A 14,325-nucleotide genomic window follows, 5' to 3' on the forward strand; every position below is an offset into this window, starting at 1 on the left:
CGGCCTGCCTGCTCTCTCTATTTTTCCGCTGCACTCCCGTCGGATGTTAGCCATAGCTCTTTCACCCCAGCCCCGGGCATCGTCAGCGGCACGTGTGAAGCGATGATCATGATGCCACTGCCCTGTCGACGACGCAGGCCCACCAGTACCTGGCGACGACTCTGCTCGTCCAGTCCGGCCAGCGGTTCGTCCAGCAACAGTAGCGGACGCCCCGCGAGCAGCAGCCGGGCCAGGGCGATGCGACGTGCCTGCCCGCCAGAAACCTGAGCGCCATATTCTCCCAGCCTGGTGTCGAGCCCCTCGGGCTGGGCACGTACCCATTCGCCCAGCGCCAGATCCTCCAGCACATCCCGCAACTCGGCATCGCTAGCCTGCTCATCTCCCAGCCTCAGGTTCTGGGCAAGGGTCATGTCGAAGATGTCCCACTGCTGGGGCAGGTAGCCAATGGCGTCATCCAGGCGCCACTGTCGATAATCGCGACCATTGAGCTTGAGCTGGCCACTCTGGTGCTCGAATTCTCCAGCGATCACCTCGAGCAAGGTGGACTTGCCGCAGCCCGAAGGACCACGCAGGCACAAGATCTCACCACCGTGCAGTTCCAGCGATATCTCCTTCGGCCCGGCCAGGGCATTGGGCCAGCGAGCCGTGACCCGGTTAAGTTCGAGATGCCAAGGCGAAGCTGGCTGTTCTGCCGACGTCGACAGAGGCCCATACGATTCTGTTGTAAGCTGATTGAGTCGGTCGCGAGCAGCCAGGCTGGCACCCAGCGAGGTAAAACTATTGGCCAGAGGGCTGAGTATCTCACCCAGCGCCAGCATACCCAGCACGGCGGCCAGTAACAGCGGGACGGAAATCTCGCCCGCCTCGAGCAGGGAGAAGCCCTGCCACACCACTGCCAGGATGCTCAGACCCAGTACCGCCTGCTGCAGCGCTCCGACCCATCCCGCCAGCCTCAACTGACGCTCATGATGCGTCAGGCAGCGGTGATCGTTTTCGGCAAAGCGCTGGCGGCACGTCTCCCAGCGCCCCCAAAGAAGAAGCGAGGTGAGGGCGGCCAAGGGCTCCAATAGCGCCTGGCGGCGTTGCTCGGCCAGTTCGGCATCCTGCCGTGCCAGGCGACTACCCTGCCACCAAGTCAGCACTGGCAGCCCCAGCCACGCGAGCAGCAAGCCGGGTAGCGCGATCCGCAGGAGTGAGACATCGAGCCACGCCAATAACCCTGCCACTGTTAGCACCATCAGCCCTGCCCAGCCCCATGGCATCCACATGCGCAGCATGAAACGGTCGAGATGATCAATATCGGCTACCAGGCGATGCATGGTAATGACAGCATCGGCATGCCGCGATTCGGCGCGCAGCGTACGCCTGGTTAAAGCCTCGAAGATTCGACAGCGCAGGTCGCTGAGCAGCCCCAGCGCGGCGCTGTGGGAAGCCATACGCTCACCATAACGGCCGGCGGTACGCACGATGGCGCAGAGACGAATCAACGCCGCCGGGCGGAAGTAGTCGAAGCCGAGGGTCGCGGTGGTTGCGACTCCGGCCAGGGCGGCCGCGGTAATGAACCAACCGGAGATCGCCAACAGCGCCACCACGGCCAGCAGCGTGGCCGTACCGATCAGAAAGGCCAGCGACCAGCCGCCGCGCCGCAGCCGCCACAGGTCGAGCAGCCGAATCGCAGTGTCCGCCTGGGCTGCCTTGGCACCGGCTACTCGAGACATGGCAGCAGCCCCTGCGCATCGGATGGGCAGAGCCGGCTCCGCCCATCCGGTTTGTCGTCCAGCCGCAGGCAACCGTCCACCCACTCGAGCCCCTCCGCCTCATGGCTCACGATGATGACCGTGCGGCCGCGGCTGAGCCGCTCGAGCAAGCCGTGAAGCTCCCGCGCCGAGTCCGGATCGAGGTGAGCCGTAGGCTCGTCGAACAGCCACAGCGGCGCCTCGCGCAATAGCAGTTGGGCCAGTGCCAAGCGCTGCAGTTGGCCACCGGAGAGCCCTTTGCCGCGCTCGCCGAGGATGGTATCCAGCCCTTCACGTGCCGCCAGCAGCGACCAGAGCCCGACTTGCTCGAGTACGGCGATCAATGCCACTTTCCCGGCTTCGGGGCTGGCCAGACGCAAGTTGTCCCCCACGCTGCCACGCATCACGGGCGGCTGCTGACCGAGATAACCCAGGTGACGTTGCCAAGATTCGCGTGAAAGAGAGCTCAGCTCCCGACCATCGACACATAGCGAGCCCTCGTAGGGCACGAAACCGAGCATGGCTTCGAGCAGGCTCGATTTGCCGCAACCGCTCTCGCCCTGCACCAGCCATCGCTCGCCGCCTGCCGACTCGAAATCGAGTGGGGCCAGGCGCCTACGTCCGCCCTCACCCGCCACCGTCACGCCACGACAGAGGATAGACGGAGGGCCGTCCAGGGTGACGGCCTGGCCATCCGAGGGCTGCCATGTCTCGGCATCGAGCAGCGGTATCAGCTCCTGCATGGCACCCTCGGCTTCGGCACGGGCATGGTAGTCGGCGCCCAGTTGGCGTAGCGGGGCATAGAACTCCGGCGCCAGCAGCAGGATGAGCAGCGCTCCCTGATAGGGTACCGGCACTTCACCCTGGGCCCAGGGAAGCAGCCCCAGCAGGCCAAGCCCCAGATAGAGCGCCACCAAGGCGATGGCCAGAGCCGCAAAGAATTCCAGTACCGCACCGGACAAGAAAGCTAGCCGCAGTACGCCGAGGGTGCGGCTGCGATAGGCTTCGCTGGCATCAGCGATCCGCCGTGCAGCCTGGGATGTGGCATTCAACCGCTTCAGGGTGGCCATGCCGCGGGCGAGATCGAGAAAGCTGCCGCCCAGGCGCGCCAGCGCCGTCAGTTGGCGTTGGCTGGCCTCGGCAGCCGCCCGACCCACCAGAACCATGAAAAGCGGCACCAAGGGTGCGGTCAGCAGCATCAATCCCGCGGCCAACGGGCTGAGCAGTGAAACCACCAGAACCAGCATCAGCGGCACGGCAATGACGAGTTGGCGCTGGACGTGGTAGCGGCTGACATAACCGTCCAGGGCATCGATGTGCTCCAGGACCTGAGTACCCAGGGCGCCATCGCTGCCCAAGTTGCGTCGCGCCGGCCCCAGCCGCCCCAGACTTTCCAGCAGCTGGCCACGCAGGCCAGCCCGGACCCCGCGGCTGGCCACCCGCGTCAACACTTCGCGACCGTACTGTAGCAACGGGCGCAGCACAAGGCAGGCGGCCAGGCCTGCCAGCCACGCTACAGGCGGCGCAAACCGCGCCACCTCTCCCTGCCAGGCGAGAATGGCATGCGCAAAGATGCTGGCCAGAAGCCAGCTCTGTACGATTAATAAAATGCAGCCGCCCAGCGCCAGCAGAAACGCACCGCGTAGCCGCCAGCGCTGCGGCGTCAGGCAGCGGCGCAGCCGCTGCCCCGGGTCGAGTGGCTCGTCAGTCGCGCCTTTCGGCATCGGATTCGCCTTCAAAGCCGTTGAGCTCCAGCCACATGGCGTTGAGGATGCCAAGGGAAGCAGCCAGCGTGACACCAAGTATCCAGGTGAAATACCACATAGGACTACTCCTCAGTAGAGCGACTTGTCGTTGTCACGGATGTACTGCTCGTCGAGCCGGCCCCGCATGACGTAATAGCTCCATGCGGTATAGGCCAGTACCAGCGGCACGAAGAGGCAGACCACCCAGAACATGATGGTCAGGGTCAATTCGCTTGCCGTTGCATCCCACATGGTCAGGCTATGGTTGGGCACCAGCGAGGAGGGCATCACGAACGGAAACATGGTGATGCCGGTGGTGACGATGACCATGGTCATGGCCAGCGAAGAACTGGTGAATGCCAGTACCCGACGTCCTACCTGCAGCGCCCAGGAGCACACGACGAAGCCCGCCACGCCTAGCAGGGGCAGGAGCCACAGCAGGGGAAAGCGGCCGTAATTGGCGAGCCAACCACCGGCGCTAACCTCCACCAGTTTGTCGACGGTTCGGTTGGAGCCGTTGGTATCGATCACGCTCGTGACCAGATAGCCATCGATTCCCACGATCAGCCAGATGCCGCCCAGCACGAACAGTACGGCACAGGCCAGGGCGGTAAGGCGGCCGATCGCCGCGCTGCGCTGCATCAGCTCGCCCTCGGTCTTGAGCTGCAGCCACGCTGCCCCATGGGTGACGAACATCAGCAGACTGAGCAGGCCGGCCAAAAGGGCAAACGGATTGAGCAACCCCAGCAGACCGCCTTGGTAATCCAGGCGAAGGATGTCGTCGAACTGGAAAGGGACCCCCTGAAGCAGGTTGCCGAAGGCGACACCGAAGATCAGCGCCGGCACGGCCGAGCCAACGGTCAGGGCCCAATCCCAACGGCTTCGCCAAGAGGGATTGTCGAGCTTGGAGCGGTAGTCGAAGGCCAACGGCCGCAGGAATAACGCAAACAGCGTGAGCATCAAGGCCAGGTAGAAGCCGTTGAAGGCGGCGGCATAGACCGGCGGCCAGGCGGCGAACAAGGCGCCACCTGCCGTCACCAGCCACACCTGGTTGCCATCCCAATGAGGCGCTACCGAATTGATCATAACGCGCCGCTCCTCGTCGTTCTGCCCGACGATCTTGAGCAGGCTGGCGACGCCCATGTCGAATCCATCGGTGATGGCAAAACCGATCAGCAGGACACCGATCAATACCCACCAGATGAAACGGAGCATTTCGTAGTCCATGGTCATGCCTCCTGAATGCCGAGCCCATCGATGGAAGTCGTGTCCTTGGGCTTGCCGCCCGTGCCCGAGGGCCCCTTGCGTGCGAAGTGCTGCATCAGCCAGATCTCGATGGCGACGAAGATCGTATAGAGCACGCCGATGGTCACGAGGGTGAAGAGCACTTGGTTGACGGTGAGATGGGAGACCGCGATGTGAACCGGCAAAATTTCGCCGATCGCCCAAGGCTGGCGTCCATATTCGGCAACGAACCAGCCTGCCTCGGAGGCGATCCAGGGCAAGGGCAGACTGAATAGGGCGAAGCGCAGCAGCCACGGTGATGCTTCGGGCCGCCGGCGCACGCTGTGCCAGAACGCCAGCGCAAACAGCAACAGCATGGCGAAGCCGGCCGCCACCATCAGGCGGAACGACCAGAATAGCGGCCACACCTTGGGAATCGAGGCTTCGACCGCCTGGTCGATTTCGAAAGGTTGAACGTTGGTCATGTCCTCTGCAGAGGCACTGAGCAACAAGCCATAGCCGAGGTCGTCTCGCACCTCCTCGAAGCGGGCGGCATCCGCTTCGCCGGCTGCCCCACTGCGCAGCAGGCGCATCAGCGTATAGGCTTCCTGACCGCTGATCATGCGCTCGCGATGCTGCTCCTTCAGTTCCCGAATGCCGGTTACCTCTTCCGTCCAGGAGCGGGTCGCGATCAACCCCATCACCGCGGGGATACGAACGGCATAATCGGTTCGCTGCTCTGCTTCGTTGGGCAGTCCGATGAGCGTGAAGGCGGCCGGCGCCGGATGCGTTTCCCACTCCGCCTCGATGGCGGCGAGCTTGACCTTCTGGACGTCCCCCAGCTCGTAGCCGGACTCATCGCCGAGTACGATCACCGACAAGGCGCTGGCCAGGCCAAACGCAGAAGCAATGGCGAAACTGCGACGGGCGAAAGCGACTTCACGGTTCTTCAATAGGTACCAGCTGGAGATCGCCAGCACGAAGATCGATCCCGTTACGTATCCCGCCGAGACGGTATGCACGAACTTAACCTGGGCAACGGGGTTGAAGAGCACCTCACTGAAGCTCACCAATTCCATGCGCATAGTGTCGAGATTGAATTCAGAGCCGATGGGATGCTGCATCCAGCCATTCGCTATCAGAATCCATAGCGCCGAAAGATTGGTGGCCAGCGCCATCAGCCAGGTCACGGCCAGATGCTTGCGCTTCGACAGGCGATCCCAGCCGAAGAAGAACAATCCGACCAGGGTCGACTCGAGGAAGAAGGCCATCAGCGCTTCAATGGCGAGAGGCGCGCCGAAAATATCGCCGACATAGTGGGAGTAGTAGGACCAGTTGGTACCGAACTGGAACTCCATGGCAATTCCGGTCGTGACACCCAGGGCAAAGTTGATTCCGAAGAGTTTTCCCCAGAACTTCGTCATGTCGCGATAAATGGTTTTACCGGTCATGACATAGACCGATTCCATGATCGCCAGAAGGATCGAAAGCCCAAGAGTTAAAGGGACGAAAAGGAAGTGCACCATCGCCGTAAAGGCGAACTGCAGTCTGGATAGTTCTACGATGTCCATCAGTGACTCCAAGACAGAAGGAGGCTAAGGAGCGCGCACCCAAAGCACGCTGCATCACTGGGAATAACTATAGAACCAGCGCCACAGCGAATATTGATCTTGATCAAGTAAATCGAGATGGCATTTTGAAGTAAATAGAATACTATTTAAGAACGAGTCATTAATCGGCCAAGCGAGACAACTTGTCGCAGACCCAAGTCAAACTTTCCCGTGGTTATTATCTCATCATGTGCTAGAGATCCTTATTTATCGTTACCAAGCTCATCTATTCGGGTAAATGCAGGCGTTCATCCTCTCGACGGGCTTCGGTTGCGTTGTCCCGTTTCTGACGCCATCCTGCTCGATTGGCCCAACACTGGAACAAGACGTGGCGACCCAGAAAGCCGAGACACCTGCCGCCGCGCGACGGCGTATCTGGACCCTGGCCTGGCCGATCATCCTCTCCAACATCACCGTGCCGCTGCTCGGCCTGGTGGATACTGCGGTGGTCGGCCACCTGCCCGATTCGCGCTACCTGGCCAGCGTAACGCTGGGCGCCACCCTGTTCAGCTTCCTCTACTGGGGTTTCGGCTTCCTGCGCATGGGCACCACCGGACTGACCTCCCAAGCGGTGGGCCGCGAGAGCGACAGCGAGGTGCGCAACCTGCTGGGCCAAGCGCTGTTGATGGCCATGGGCATCGGGGCGCTGCTGATCCTGTTTTCCAGCCCGTTGATAACTCTTGGCCTGTGGCTGCTCGACGGCAGCGAGGTCGCCACCCGGCTGGCAGCCGAATATGCCCAGATCCGCATCCTTTCGGCACCGGCGGTGCTGGCCAACTACGCCATCCTCGGCTGGTTCCTGGGCCAGCAGAACTCGCGCGTGACGCTGGCCATCCTGGTGCTGACCAACAGCGTCAACATCGCCCTCGACCTGCTGTTCGTCGTCGGGCTCGGCATGACCAGCGACGGCGTGGCCTGGGCCACGGTGATCGCCGACTATACCGCGCTGGCCTTCGGCACTTGGCTGGTCGCCCGCCAGTTGAAGCTGCTGCAGGGTCGCTTCCTGCGCGAGCGGTTGTTCCGCTTGAGCGCTTACGGCGAGCTGTTTCAGGTCAATGCCAATCTGTTCCTGCGCACCCTGGGGCTGCTGTTCGCCATGGCGTTCTTCACCTCGCGGGGAGCGGCACAGGGCGATACCATACTGGCCGCCAATGCCGTACTGATGCAGTTCATCATGCTGACCAGCTACGCCCTGGATGGCTTCGCCCATGCCGCCGAGGCTACCACCGGACGCGCCGTGGGCCGGCAGCGCTGGGAAGAGTTCGGTTCTGCCGTGCGCGCTGCCGCCTGGTTCTCGCTGACCACGGCCACTTTCGCGGCGCTCGCCTTCGCCCTGGTTGGCCATGCTCTCATCGCCCTGCTGACCGGCCTGCCGGAAGTACGGGAAACGGCCGGCGATTACTTGCCCTGGATGGTGGCCATGCCGTTGATTGCGGTGTGGAGCTACCTGCTCGACGGCGTGTTCATCGGCGCCACCGCGATCCGCGAGATGCGCAACAGTATCTTTGTCGCCCTGGCCGCCTATCTGCCCATTTGGTGGTTGACACGGGCGCTTGCCGCCCCCGGCTACGAGAACCATGCCCTGTGGCTGGCGTTTCTCTCCTTCACCGTGGTGCGGTCGCTGGTACTGATTAGCTACTATTGGCACCATCGACGCAGCCACTGGCGACATAGAGATTACGACGTAGCGTCACAACCATTTCGCACCAGCCGTTGAAACCGCTCCACATCGGATAGTTAGGGCAAGGCGTTACGTTTGCGCTACTTTTCCTTAACGCACCCAGGATAAACAGAAGAAGCGACTGCCATGCTCAGATTCCTTTCAAGACCTGCCGTCCGGCTGGTCGATCGTTACCTGCCGGATCCGTTCATCTTCGTACTGCTGTTGACGATCATCGCCGCTGCCGCCGCGATCGGCGTGGAGCGCCAGACACCTCTGGCCGTGATGCGATTCTGGGGCGATGGCTTCTGGAATCTGCTGACGTTTTCCATGCAGATGCTGCTGATTCTGGTGACCGGCTTCATGCTTGCCAGCTCACCACCGGTCAAGCGACTGCTGCAGAGGCTCGCCGGCCTGGCCCGAAATGCCGGTCATGCCATCCTGTTGGTGACGCTGGTGTCGCTAGTGGCCAGCTGGATCAACTGGGGCTTCGGCCTGGTGGTGGGTGCGCTGTTCGCCAAGGAGCTGGCGCGCCTGGTGCGGGTCGATTATCGCCTGCTGGTGGCCAGTGCCTACTCCGGCTTCGTGGTCTGGCACGGGGGCCTGGCCGGCTCCATCCCGCTGACCATCGCCACCGAGGGCCACTTCACCGCCGACCAGATCGGCGTGATCGGCACCGGCTCGACCATCTTCGCTTTCTTCAACCTGGCATTGGTGGCCTGCCTGTTCGTCGCCATTCCGCTGGTCAACCGAGCCATGCTTCCCGAGGACAAGGACAGCGTCTATGTCGACCCCAAGCTGCTCGACGACGGTTCCGCTACGCGGCCGCGAATCACTCGCCCGGCCGAGCGCCTGGAGAACAGCACTACCCTCGCCTGGCTGGTCGGCATACCTGGGGTAATCTTCCTGCTCGATCACTTCGTGCTGCGCAACGGCGGCCTGAACCTCAACATCGTCAACTTCATGTTCCTGTTTCTGGCCATCGTGCTGCATCGCACCCCACGCAGCCTGCTGGAAAGCCTCAACGAGGCAATCAAGGGCGGTGCCGGCATCGTCATCCAGTTCCCCTTCTATGCCGGCATCATGGCCATCATGGTGCAGTCGGGGCTGGCGGAGACCATGTCCGAGGGGCTGATTTCCTTAGCCACCGAGACGTCGCTGCCATTCTGGTCGTTCATCAGCGCCGGTATCGTCAATCTGTTCGTACCCTCCGGCGGTGGGCAGTGGGCGGTACAGGCACCGGTCATGCTGCCGGCGGCCGAGGCGCTCGGCGTGGACGTCTCGCGCGTGGCCATGTCCGTCGCCTGGGGCGACGCCTGGACCAACCTGCTGCAGCCGTTCTGGGCGCTGCCGGTGCTCGCCATAGCCGGCCTGAAGGCCAAGGACATCATGGGCTACTGCCTGATCCAGTTGATCATCACCGGGGTGATCATCTCGGTGGGCCTGACCTGGTTCTAGGTTTTTCCCAAGCCCGATAGCGGCCCCGGCGGTGTGGGGCCGCCTCCTCAGGGACAAGCGCCGGGACGAGCCGGCACCAGCAGTTGGTGACCGCTGCTCCGATCGCTGGTCCCATCCTGCAGCGAAGACGGTATGCTGAGGCAAACCCGACAATGGAAACGCCTCGATGGACGAACATGCCCTGCCCGGCCAGCACGAATTGATCATGACCGTGCTGATGACCCCCGACATGGCCAACTTCAGCGGCAAGGTGCACGGCGGCGCCATCCTCAAGAAGCTCGACGAGGTGGCCTATGCCTGCGCCAGCCGCTACTCAGGCCACTACGTCGTGACCCTTTCCGTCGACCAGGTGTTGTTCAAGCAGCCGATTCACGTCGGCGAGCTGGTCACCTTCCTGGCCTGCGTCAATCACGTGGGACGTTCCTCGATGGAGATCGGCATTAAGGTGGTGGCCGAAGACATCCAGCGCAAGTTGATCCGCCATACCAACAGCTGCTACCTGACCATGGTGGCGGTGGATGCGGACGGCAAGCCCGCTCGGGTACCGCCGCTGGCGCTGAAGACATCACTGCAAAAACTGCGTTTCGACAAGGCGGCACTGCGCAAGAAGTTGCGCAAACAGGCCGAAGAGGCCGAGCGTCGTACCCAGGCAGAGCATGGGCAGAGTGCGAAATAGAGAAACAGAAATTCAACCGCAACCGATGTCGGTGACGGTATCGCTGTCGTCGATATGGACGTTGATCCTGTCACCCCGGTATTCCATGGTGTAGGAATGCCCCGGACGTATGACCCGCAGCGTGGCGGCACCGCTCTCTCGACGGATCGATTCGCCCAGCGCCTCGTCGTAGCGTCGACCAACGCGATCCTGAACATGCAGCGCACCGCAGACGTCCTCTCCTCCCTCGCTGACCCGAGGAGGCTTGGGGGCGGGATCAGGCGAGACGTTGCGGGCATTCGACATGGAATTACAACCTGTCAGTAACAACACGCCGACAGCTATCAGACCCAACCGCTGGAGGCTTACCATGCAGAAGTCTCGCTCAAGGAAAAGGGGGAAGGTAAGAAGGTGGATTCAGGCAGCACACGGGGAGACTGCCAGGTCACCCGTGCGCTGCCAGGCCGGACCGGCGTGTTACTCGGCCGCTTCCTCTATTTCCTGGCCACCACGCTCGATGTCCTCACCGGCGCCTTCCATGGTGTTGCAACCCGCCAGGGCACCGGCGGCCATCAGCAGGGCGAAACTCAGGGCAATTGCTCTCTTCATGGTCATATCTCCTTGAAATGATATCGGGAAATCCATTCCTTGCCTGAAGCAATGGCCACTTAAGCGTAACAGCCCTTTGCCACTTTGCATAACCGCTAATATAAAGATTACGACGACGACTCCCGCTGGATCGCCTCGCCGCCCTGTTCGATGTCCTCACCCATGCCGCGCATGGTATTGCAACCACTCAGCAGCGCCAGCGCCATAAGCGCCGCCAACAACGTCGCTACGGTTCGCTTCATGTTCATCTCCTCGTTTGCATACAGGTTTACACTCTCACTTTAGCTGGAGTCGATTCACTTCGCTTGTTTCTCGTGCCAGGCGCTTCCCGCCAGCCTGTGTCATGATGGATTGCATCGTCGCCGTCAGGGAGAGGGAACATGTCGTCAGTAGAGTTGGATGAACGCCTGGTCAGGGACAGCTACCCAGTCGCGGAGCTGCCGCTGTGCCAGCTGCGCCTGATGGACGATACCCGCTTTCCCTGGCTGATCCTGATTCCTCGGCGCGCCGGGGTCAGCGAAGTGTTCGACCTGGGCGAGGCGGACCGACAGCAGTTGTGGCGCGAGGCCAGCGAGGTGGGGCACATGCTCCAGGCCCTGACCCAGGCTGACAAGATCAACGTCGCCAACCTGGGCAATGTGGTGGCCCAGCTGCATGTTCACATCGTCGCCCGCCTGCGTGGCGATGACGCCTGGCCGGGGCCCGTATGGGGACAGGGTCAGCCGCAGCCCTACGACCTGGATGGTCTGGCCAGCATGCGCGACCACCTTCTGGCGCGACTGGATGGACTCAAGCAGCGGCTGTGAGCCTCTTGCTCACCCCCCCAATGGATGGCCGCTGGACGGTGCTGCCGGCTCTACCGGGCCAGTGCGGGCCGGCGGCTCCCCCAGCAGGGGGCCGGATGTGGGCTGGGTCGCACCGGTGATGGAGAGCGAGATACCCAGCGTCATGATGGCAAGCCCGCCACCCAGGCCAGCCCAGGTCAGCAGGCGCCCCAGCCGCTGCATGCCATTCTGCTTTTCCAACTGTCGTTCGGCCCAGCCACGCGCCATGACGCTGGCCAGTGCCAGGCCGGAGACGGTCAGTGCCGTACCCAACGCCATCACCATGACCGCTGCCACCCCGGCGGAAAACTGGCCCAGCAGGGTGGCCGCGCCCAGCAGCAACACGCCGCCGCTGCAGGGGCGAATACCGATAGCGACTACCGTGGCCAGTGCGGTACGCCAGTCGGCAGCCTGATGCGGGTCGACGTGGTGTTGGCCACCACAGCAGGCATGATCGTGCCCATGGTCATGGGCATGGTGGTGGTGAGTACCCTGCGCGGTCGCCCCGGCCGGGCGTCGCAGTTGACGAATCGCCCTCAGACATAGCCAGCCGCCCAGCAGCGTCACCATCAGGAAGCTGGCCTGCTCGACCCAGGCGACGCTCCCCATCGCCTGGCGTGTGACCCAGCCCAGGCCATGCACCAGCACCACAACCAGACCGATGGCCACCAGCCCCTGCAGCAGCGAGGCGGCGAAAGAGAGCCCCAAGGCCCGACGCACCGCACCGCCTTGCGAAATCAGATACGTCGTCAGCACCGCCTTGCCATGCCCGGGGCCGGCGGCATGAAACACGCCATAACCGAAGCTGATGCCCAACAGGGTTGCCCAGGCGCCCGGCGAGGGCGTTCCGGAAAATTCGGTGATAGCCATGGTCAGGGCACGATGAAAGTCGCGCTGCCAGGCCACCAGTTGCAGGCTCAAGCCCTGCAGCCCGCCCAGGCCGAAGAAGAGCAGCGCCAGCGCGGCGAGGGCCAGCAGCCCCAGCCCGACCCACCAAGCCCTGACAGGGGTTCCTGCGATCATCCTGGCCATCACTCGCATGCCACGACTCCGGTCTCGGCAAAATGCCGCCCCATGCCGGGCTCGGCTTTTTCATCGATATCGAGCATGGCGGCTTCCGCCACCAGTTCGGGATCGGGGTCGGCTGGCAGGATTCGGGTGGTGCAATTCAGCTCACCGCCGACGGTCAGCGCATCTTCGTCTGGCGTGTCGTCCTCCGCCTCGTGAACGACCTCCAGGTAATAGGTCGGATCGAAGACCTGGTACTGCAGCGTCTGTTCGCTTAGCGGCTGAGGCTCGTCGAGCGGCAGGAGAAAGACGAACTCCACCCGCCCGTCGCGCTCCATCACGGTGTATTCGGTCACCTCGCCAAGGCTCAGCTCGTCATCCCCCACGCGCACCTCGGTGAAGAAATCGAACGGCGCCAGGTTGCCGCTGATCTCGCCTCCCAGTCGATCGAGACCCGTTTCCAGCCCGCCTTCGGTTCGGCTCAGCTCCTCGATGAGCACCAGGCTGTAGAAGGGATCCATGCGCCAGGCCTGATGCAGCGCTTCGACTCGCCCCTCCTCGTCGACGACCAGGCGCACGCGAATATCGATCCAGCCATGCGGATGGGCCAAAGCAAGGGCGGGCAACAGCAGGGCAAGTAGTCCCACCAGCCAGGCTCGTCTCGTTCCTGCGTGGCAGAGTTGACGCAAAGATTTCATGTGGCAATTGGGCTCATGTAAACGGGTTGAGAATCAACGCGGTGCCAGCCCCAGCCGGCGCTGCAGTTCGGCCAACAGCGGGTCGAGCAGGTGTGGAGGCAGCGGTATGCCACCCCGGGTCGCCGTCAGCGATGCCCGGGCGCCTTGGCCTATTGGCGTCACTTCGGCGCGAACCCGGTAGCCCGGCCAGCGAGCAAGCACCGCCTCGACGCGCCCCAGCTCGGCATCGGCATGGCGAATCACATAGCCCTCCTCCATCAGCAGGCCGACGATTTCCTGCAGGGTCGCTTCGGGTGCCGCCGCCAGCGTCAGTTCGCGTGGTTCCGGTGGCTGCATGGTGGTGGCACAGCCCGACAGAGCGACGAGCAACAGCACAATGACAAGACCACGCATCAGAGCTCCTCCCTCGCCGGGGCGGCTTGCATGGCCTGGCGTAGCGAACTGCAGAAAGCGGTATCGCTGCCACTTCGCGTCTCGCGCAGCTCGCCCCGCCAGTCGATCACCTGAATGTCGCGACTGACCCGCACCCAACCCTCGTCGGCGACGACCGAGACACGTTCGAGCTGAGTGGCATCCTGGGTGATGCTGCCGCCTGCACCGCCGAAGCCGATCATCACGCCGGTAGATACGCCACGGCCGCCGCCCAGGCCGAAGCCGCCGAAGAAACCGGTTCGCTCCCAGCTGTCGTAGCGGTCGCCGTAGCCCGGAATGGTCCGTGTGCGCTCGGCACTGACCACCCCCAGCGCCAGCTCGGTATCGCGCACGACGAAATCTTTCGCCTCCAGCGCGTCGAGGGCACGGCGCACCCACTCGCGAGATTCGATACTACCGGCTTCCCAGCGGCACTCGGCTGCGGGCCGCGGCTCTGCCGAAGGCAGTGCCGACGGCGTCGTCTGGCAGCCCGCCAGCAAGGCCAGGCCGGGCATCATCCACCACAGACGCATGGAAGTTCTCCTGTGTCATTGGCTGCAATTACTCAGCCCGGCCCACCTTGCAAGGTCGCTCTGTTGCGTTGAGAGCCCCAGGGAGCCCAAGGGTTCCCGAGCGTCGAATCGCAGGCGCGACACGAGCGCGTAGCGCCTTGACAGCGACCATGGC

The 14,325-nt window shown here is 63.1% G+C and carries 16 protein-coding genes; 4 read left to right on the top strand and 12 right to left on the bottom strand.

The window, feature by feature from the left end:
- Positions 1-17 precede the first annotated feature (17 nt).
- The 5 genes from cydC to HNO52_RS19190 are packed head-to-tail and all read right to left on the bottom strand — an operon-like array spanning position 18 to position 6,276.
- Positions 18-1,718, bottom strand: a complete 1,701-nt coding sequence (gene cydC / locus HNO52_RS19170) for a thiol reductant ABC exporter subunit CydC (RefSeq protein ID WP_197566772.1) — start codon at positions 1,716-1,718, stop codon at positions 18-20.
- Positions 1,706-3,460 carry a thiol reductant ABC exporter subunit CydD gene (gene cydD, locus HNO52_RS19175; RefSeq protein ID WP_197566773.1) on the bottom strand — a complete coding sequence of 585 codons (1,755 nt, stop codon included), beginning with the start codon at positions 3,458-3,460 and terminating at the stop codon, positions 1,706-1,708. The genes cydC and cydD overlap by 13 nt, the downstream gene beginning before the upstream one ends.
- Positions 3,441-3,560, bottom strand: a complete 120-nt coding sequence (gene cydX, locus HNO52_RS19180) for a cytochrome bd-I oxidase subunit CydX (protein ID WP_197566774.1) — start codon at positions 3,558-3,560, stop codon at positions 3,441-3,443. The genes cydD and cydX overlap by 20 nt, the downstream gene beginning before the upstream one ends.
- An 11-nt stretch (positions 3,561-3,571) precedes the next feature.
- A complete protein-coding gene (cydB, locus tag HNO52_RS19185) occupies positions 3,572-4,714 on the bottom strand; it encodes a cytochrome d ubiquinol oxidase subunit II (protein WP_197566775.1) in 1,143 nt (380 codons plus the stop codon).
- The gene (locus HNO52_RS19190) at positions 4,711-6,276 is read right to left on the bottom strand and encodes a cytochrome ubiquinol oxidase subunit I (protein ID WP_232090395.1); all 1,566 of its coding nucleotides are present in this window, start codon (positions 6,274-6,276) and stop codon (positions 4,711-4,713) included. Before HNO52_RS19190 ends, cydB begins: the two co-directional genes overlap by 4 nt.
- 367 nt (positions 6,277-6,643) lie before the next feature.
- On the opposite strand from HNO52_RS19190, the gene HNO52_RS19195 reads away from it, so the two are divergent.
- The 3 genes from HNO52_RS19195 to HNO52_RS19205 all read left to right on the top strand — a co-directional run bounded on the left by HNO52_RS19195 (position 6,644) and on the right by HNO52_RS19205 (position 10,109).
- On the top strand, positions 6,644-8,032 hold the full coding sequence (locus tag HNO52_RS19195) for an MATE family efflux transporter (protein WP_232090396.1): 1,389 nt from the start codon (positions 6,644-6,646) through the stop codon (positions 8,030-8,032).
- Between the two features lie 90 nt (positions 8,033-8,122).
- The gene (locus HNO52_RS19200; protein ID WP_197566777.1) at positions 8,123-9,433 is read left to right on the top strand and encodes a short-chain fatty acid transporter; all 1,311 of its coding nucleotides are present in this window, start codon (positions 8,123-8,125) and stop codon (positions 9,431-9,433) included.
- A 166-nt stretch (positions 9,434-9,599) separates the two neighbouring features.
- On the top strand, positions 9,600-10,109 hold the full coding sequence (locus tag HNO52_RS19205; protein WP_197566778.1) for an acyl-CoA thioesterase: 510 nt from the start codon (positions 9,600-9,602) through the stop codon (positions 10,107-10,109).
- A 12-nt stretch (positions 10,110-10,121) separates the two neighbouring features.
- Here the strand turns inward: HNO52_RS19205 and HNO52_RS19210 are convergent, their stop codons facing one another.
- The 3 genes from HNO52_RS19210 to HNO52_RS19220 form a co-directional block, all read right to left on the bottom strand.
- Complete coding sequence (locus HNO52_RS19210) at positions 10,122-10,394, bottom strand: I78 family peptidase inhibitor (protein ID WP_197566779.1); 273 nt, start codon at positions 10,392-10,394, stop codon at positions 10,122-10,124.
- A 171-nt stretch (positions 10,395-10,565) separates the two neighbouring features.
- A complete protein-coding gene (locus HNO52_RS19215) occupies positions 10,566-10,697 on the bottom strand; it encodes an entericidin A/B family lipoprotein (RefSeq protein ID WP_197566780.1) in 132 nt (43 codons plus the stop codon).
- Between the two features lie 107 nt (positions 10,698-10,804).
- Positions 10,805-10,939, bottom strand: coding sequence for an entericidin A/B family lipoprotein (locus HNO52_RS19220; RefSeq protein ID WP_197566781.1), 135 nt, complete (start codon positions 10,937-10,939; stop codon positions 10,805-10,807).
- Between the two features lie 138 nt (positions 10,940-11,077).
- Between HNO52_RS19220 and HNO52_RS19225 the strand changes: the two genes are divergently transcribed.
- Entirely contained in the window at positions 11,078-11,503 is a 426-nt protein-coding gene (locus tag HNO52_RS19225) for an HIT domain-containing protein (protein WP_197566782.1), read from the top strand.
- A gap of 9 nt (positions 11,504-11,512) precedes the next feature.
- On the opposite strand, the gene HNO52_RS19230 is transcribed toward HNO52_RS19225, so the two are convergent.
- The 4 genes from HNO52_RS19230 to HNO52_RS19245 all read right to left on the bottom strand — a co-directional run bounded on the left by HNO52_RS19230 (position 11,513) and on the right by HNO52_RS19245 (position 14,171).
- Positions 11,513-12,553, bottom strand: a complete 1,041-nt coding sequence (locus HNO52_RS19230; protein ID WP_442907185.1) for a nickel/cobalt transporter — start codon at positions 12,551-12,553, stop codon at positions 11,513-11,515.
- Positions 12,553-13,176 (bottom strand): DUF1007 family protein, encoded by a 624-nt coding sequence (locus HNO52_RS19235; protein ID WP_232090400.1) that lies wholly within the window; start codon positions 13,174-13,176, stop codon positions 12,553-12,555. Before HNO52_RS19235 ends, HNO52_RS19230 begins: the two co-directional genes overlap by 1 nt.
- 84 nt (positions 13,177-13,260) lie before the next feature.
- Positions 13,261-13,620, bottom strand: coding sequence for a hypothetical protein (locus HNO52_RS19240; protein ID WP_197566784.1), 360 nt, complete (start codon positions 13,618-13,620; stop codon positions 13,261-13,263).
- Positions 13,620-14,171 carry a hypothetical protein gene (locus HNO52_RS19245; protein WP_197566785.1) on the bottom strand — a complete coding sequence of 184 codons (552 nt, stop codon included), beginning with the start codon at positions 14,169-14,171 and terminating at the stop codon, positions 13,620-13,622. The genes HNO52_RS19240 and HNO52_RS19245 overlap by 1 nt, the downstream gene beginning before the upstream one ends.
- Positions 14,172-14,325: the final 154 nt, after the last annotated feature.

This window comes from Halomonas sp. MCCC 1A13316, from assembly GCF_014931605.1.
Taxonomy (GTDB): Bacteria; Pseudomonadota; Gammaproteobacteria; order Pseudomonadales; family Halomonadaceae; genus Halomonas.

Coding starts and splice junctions, on each gene's coding strand:
- HNO52_RS19210 (WP_197566779.1), bottom strand. CDS start 10,394: ATGTCGAATGCCCGCAACGTCTCGCCTGATCCCGCCCCCAAGCCTCCT.
- HNO52_RS19245 (WP_197566785.1), bottom strand. CDS start 14,171: ATGCGTCTGTGGTGGATGATGCCCGGCCTGGCCTTGCTGGCGGGCTGC.
- HNO52_RS19220 (WP_197566781.1), bottom strand. CDS start 10,939: ATGAAGCGAACCGTAGCGACGTTGTTGGCGGCGCTTATGGCGCTGGCG.
- HNO52_RS19205 (WP_197566778.1), top strand. CDS start 9,600: ATGGACGAACATGCCCTGCCCGGCCAGCACGAATTGATCATGACCGTG.
- HNO52_RS19225 (WP_197566782.1), top strand. CDS start 11,078: ATGTCGTCAGTAGAGTTGGATGAACGCCTGGTCAGGGACAGCTACCCA.
- cydB (WP_197566775.1), bottom strand. CDS start 4,714: ATGACCATGGACTACGAAATGCTCCGTTTCATCTGGTGGGTATTGATC.
- HNO52_RS19230 (WP_442907185.1), bottom strand. CDS start 12,553: ATGGCCAGGATGATCGCAGGAACCCCTGTCAGGGCTTGGTGGGTCGGG.
- cydC (WP_197566772.1), bottom strand. CDS start 1,718: ATGTCTCGAGTAGCCGGTGCCAAGGCAGCCCAGGCGGACACTGCGATT.
- cydX (WP_197566774.1), bottom strand. CDS start 3,560: ATGTGGTATTTCACCTGGATACTTGGTGTCACGCTGGCTGCTTCCCTT.
- HNO52_RS19240 (WP_197566784.1), bottom strand. CDS start 13,620: ATGCGTGGTCTTGTCATTGTGCTGTTGCTCGTCGCTCTGTCGGGCTGT.
- HNO52_RS19200 (WP_197566777.1), top strand. CDS start 8,123: ATGCTCAGATTCCTTTCAAGACCTGCCGTCCGGCTGGTCGATCGTTAC.
- cydD (WP_197566773.1), bottom strand. CDS start 3,460: ATGCCGAAAGGCGCGACTGACGAGCCACTCGACCCGGGGCAGCGGCTG.
- HNO52_RS19190 (WP_232090395.1), bottom strand. CDS start 6,276: ATGGACATCGTAGAACTATCCAGACTGCAGTTCGCCTTTACGGCGATG.
- HNO52_RS19215 (WP_197566780.1), bottom strand. CDS start 10,697: ATGAAGAGAGCAATTGCCCTGAGTTTCGCCCTGCTGATGGCCGCCGGT.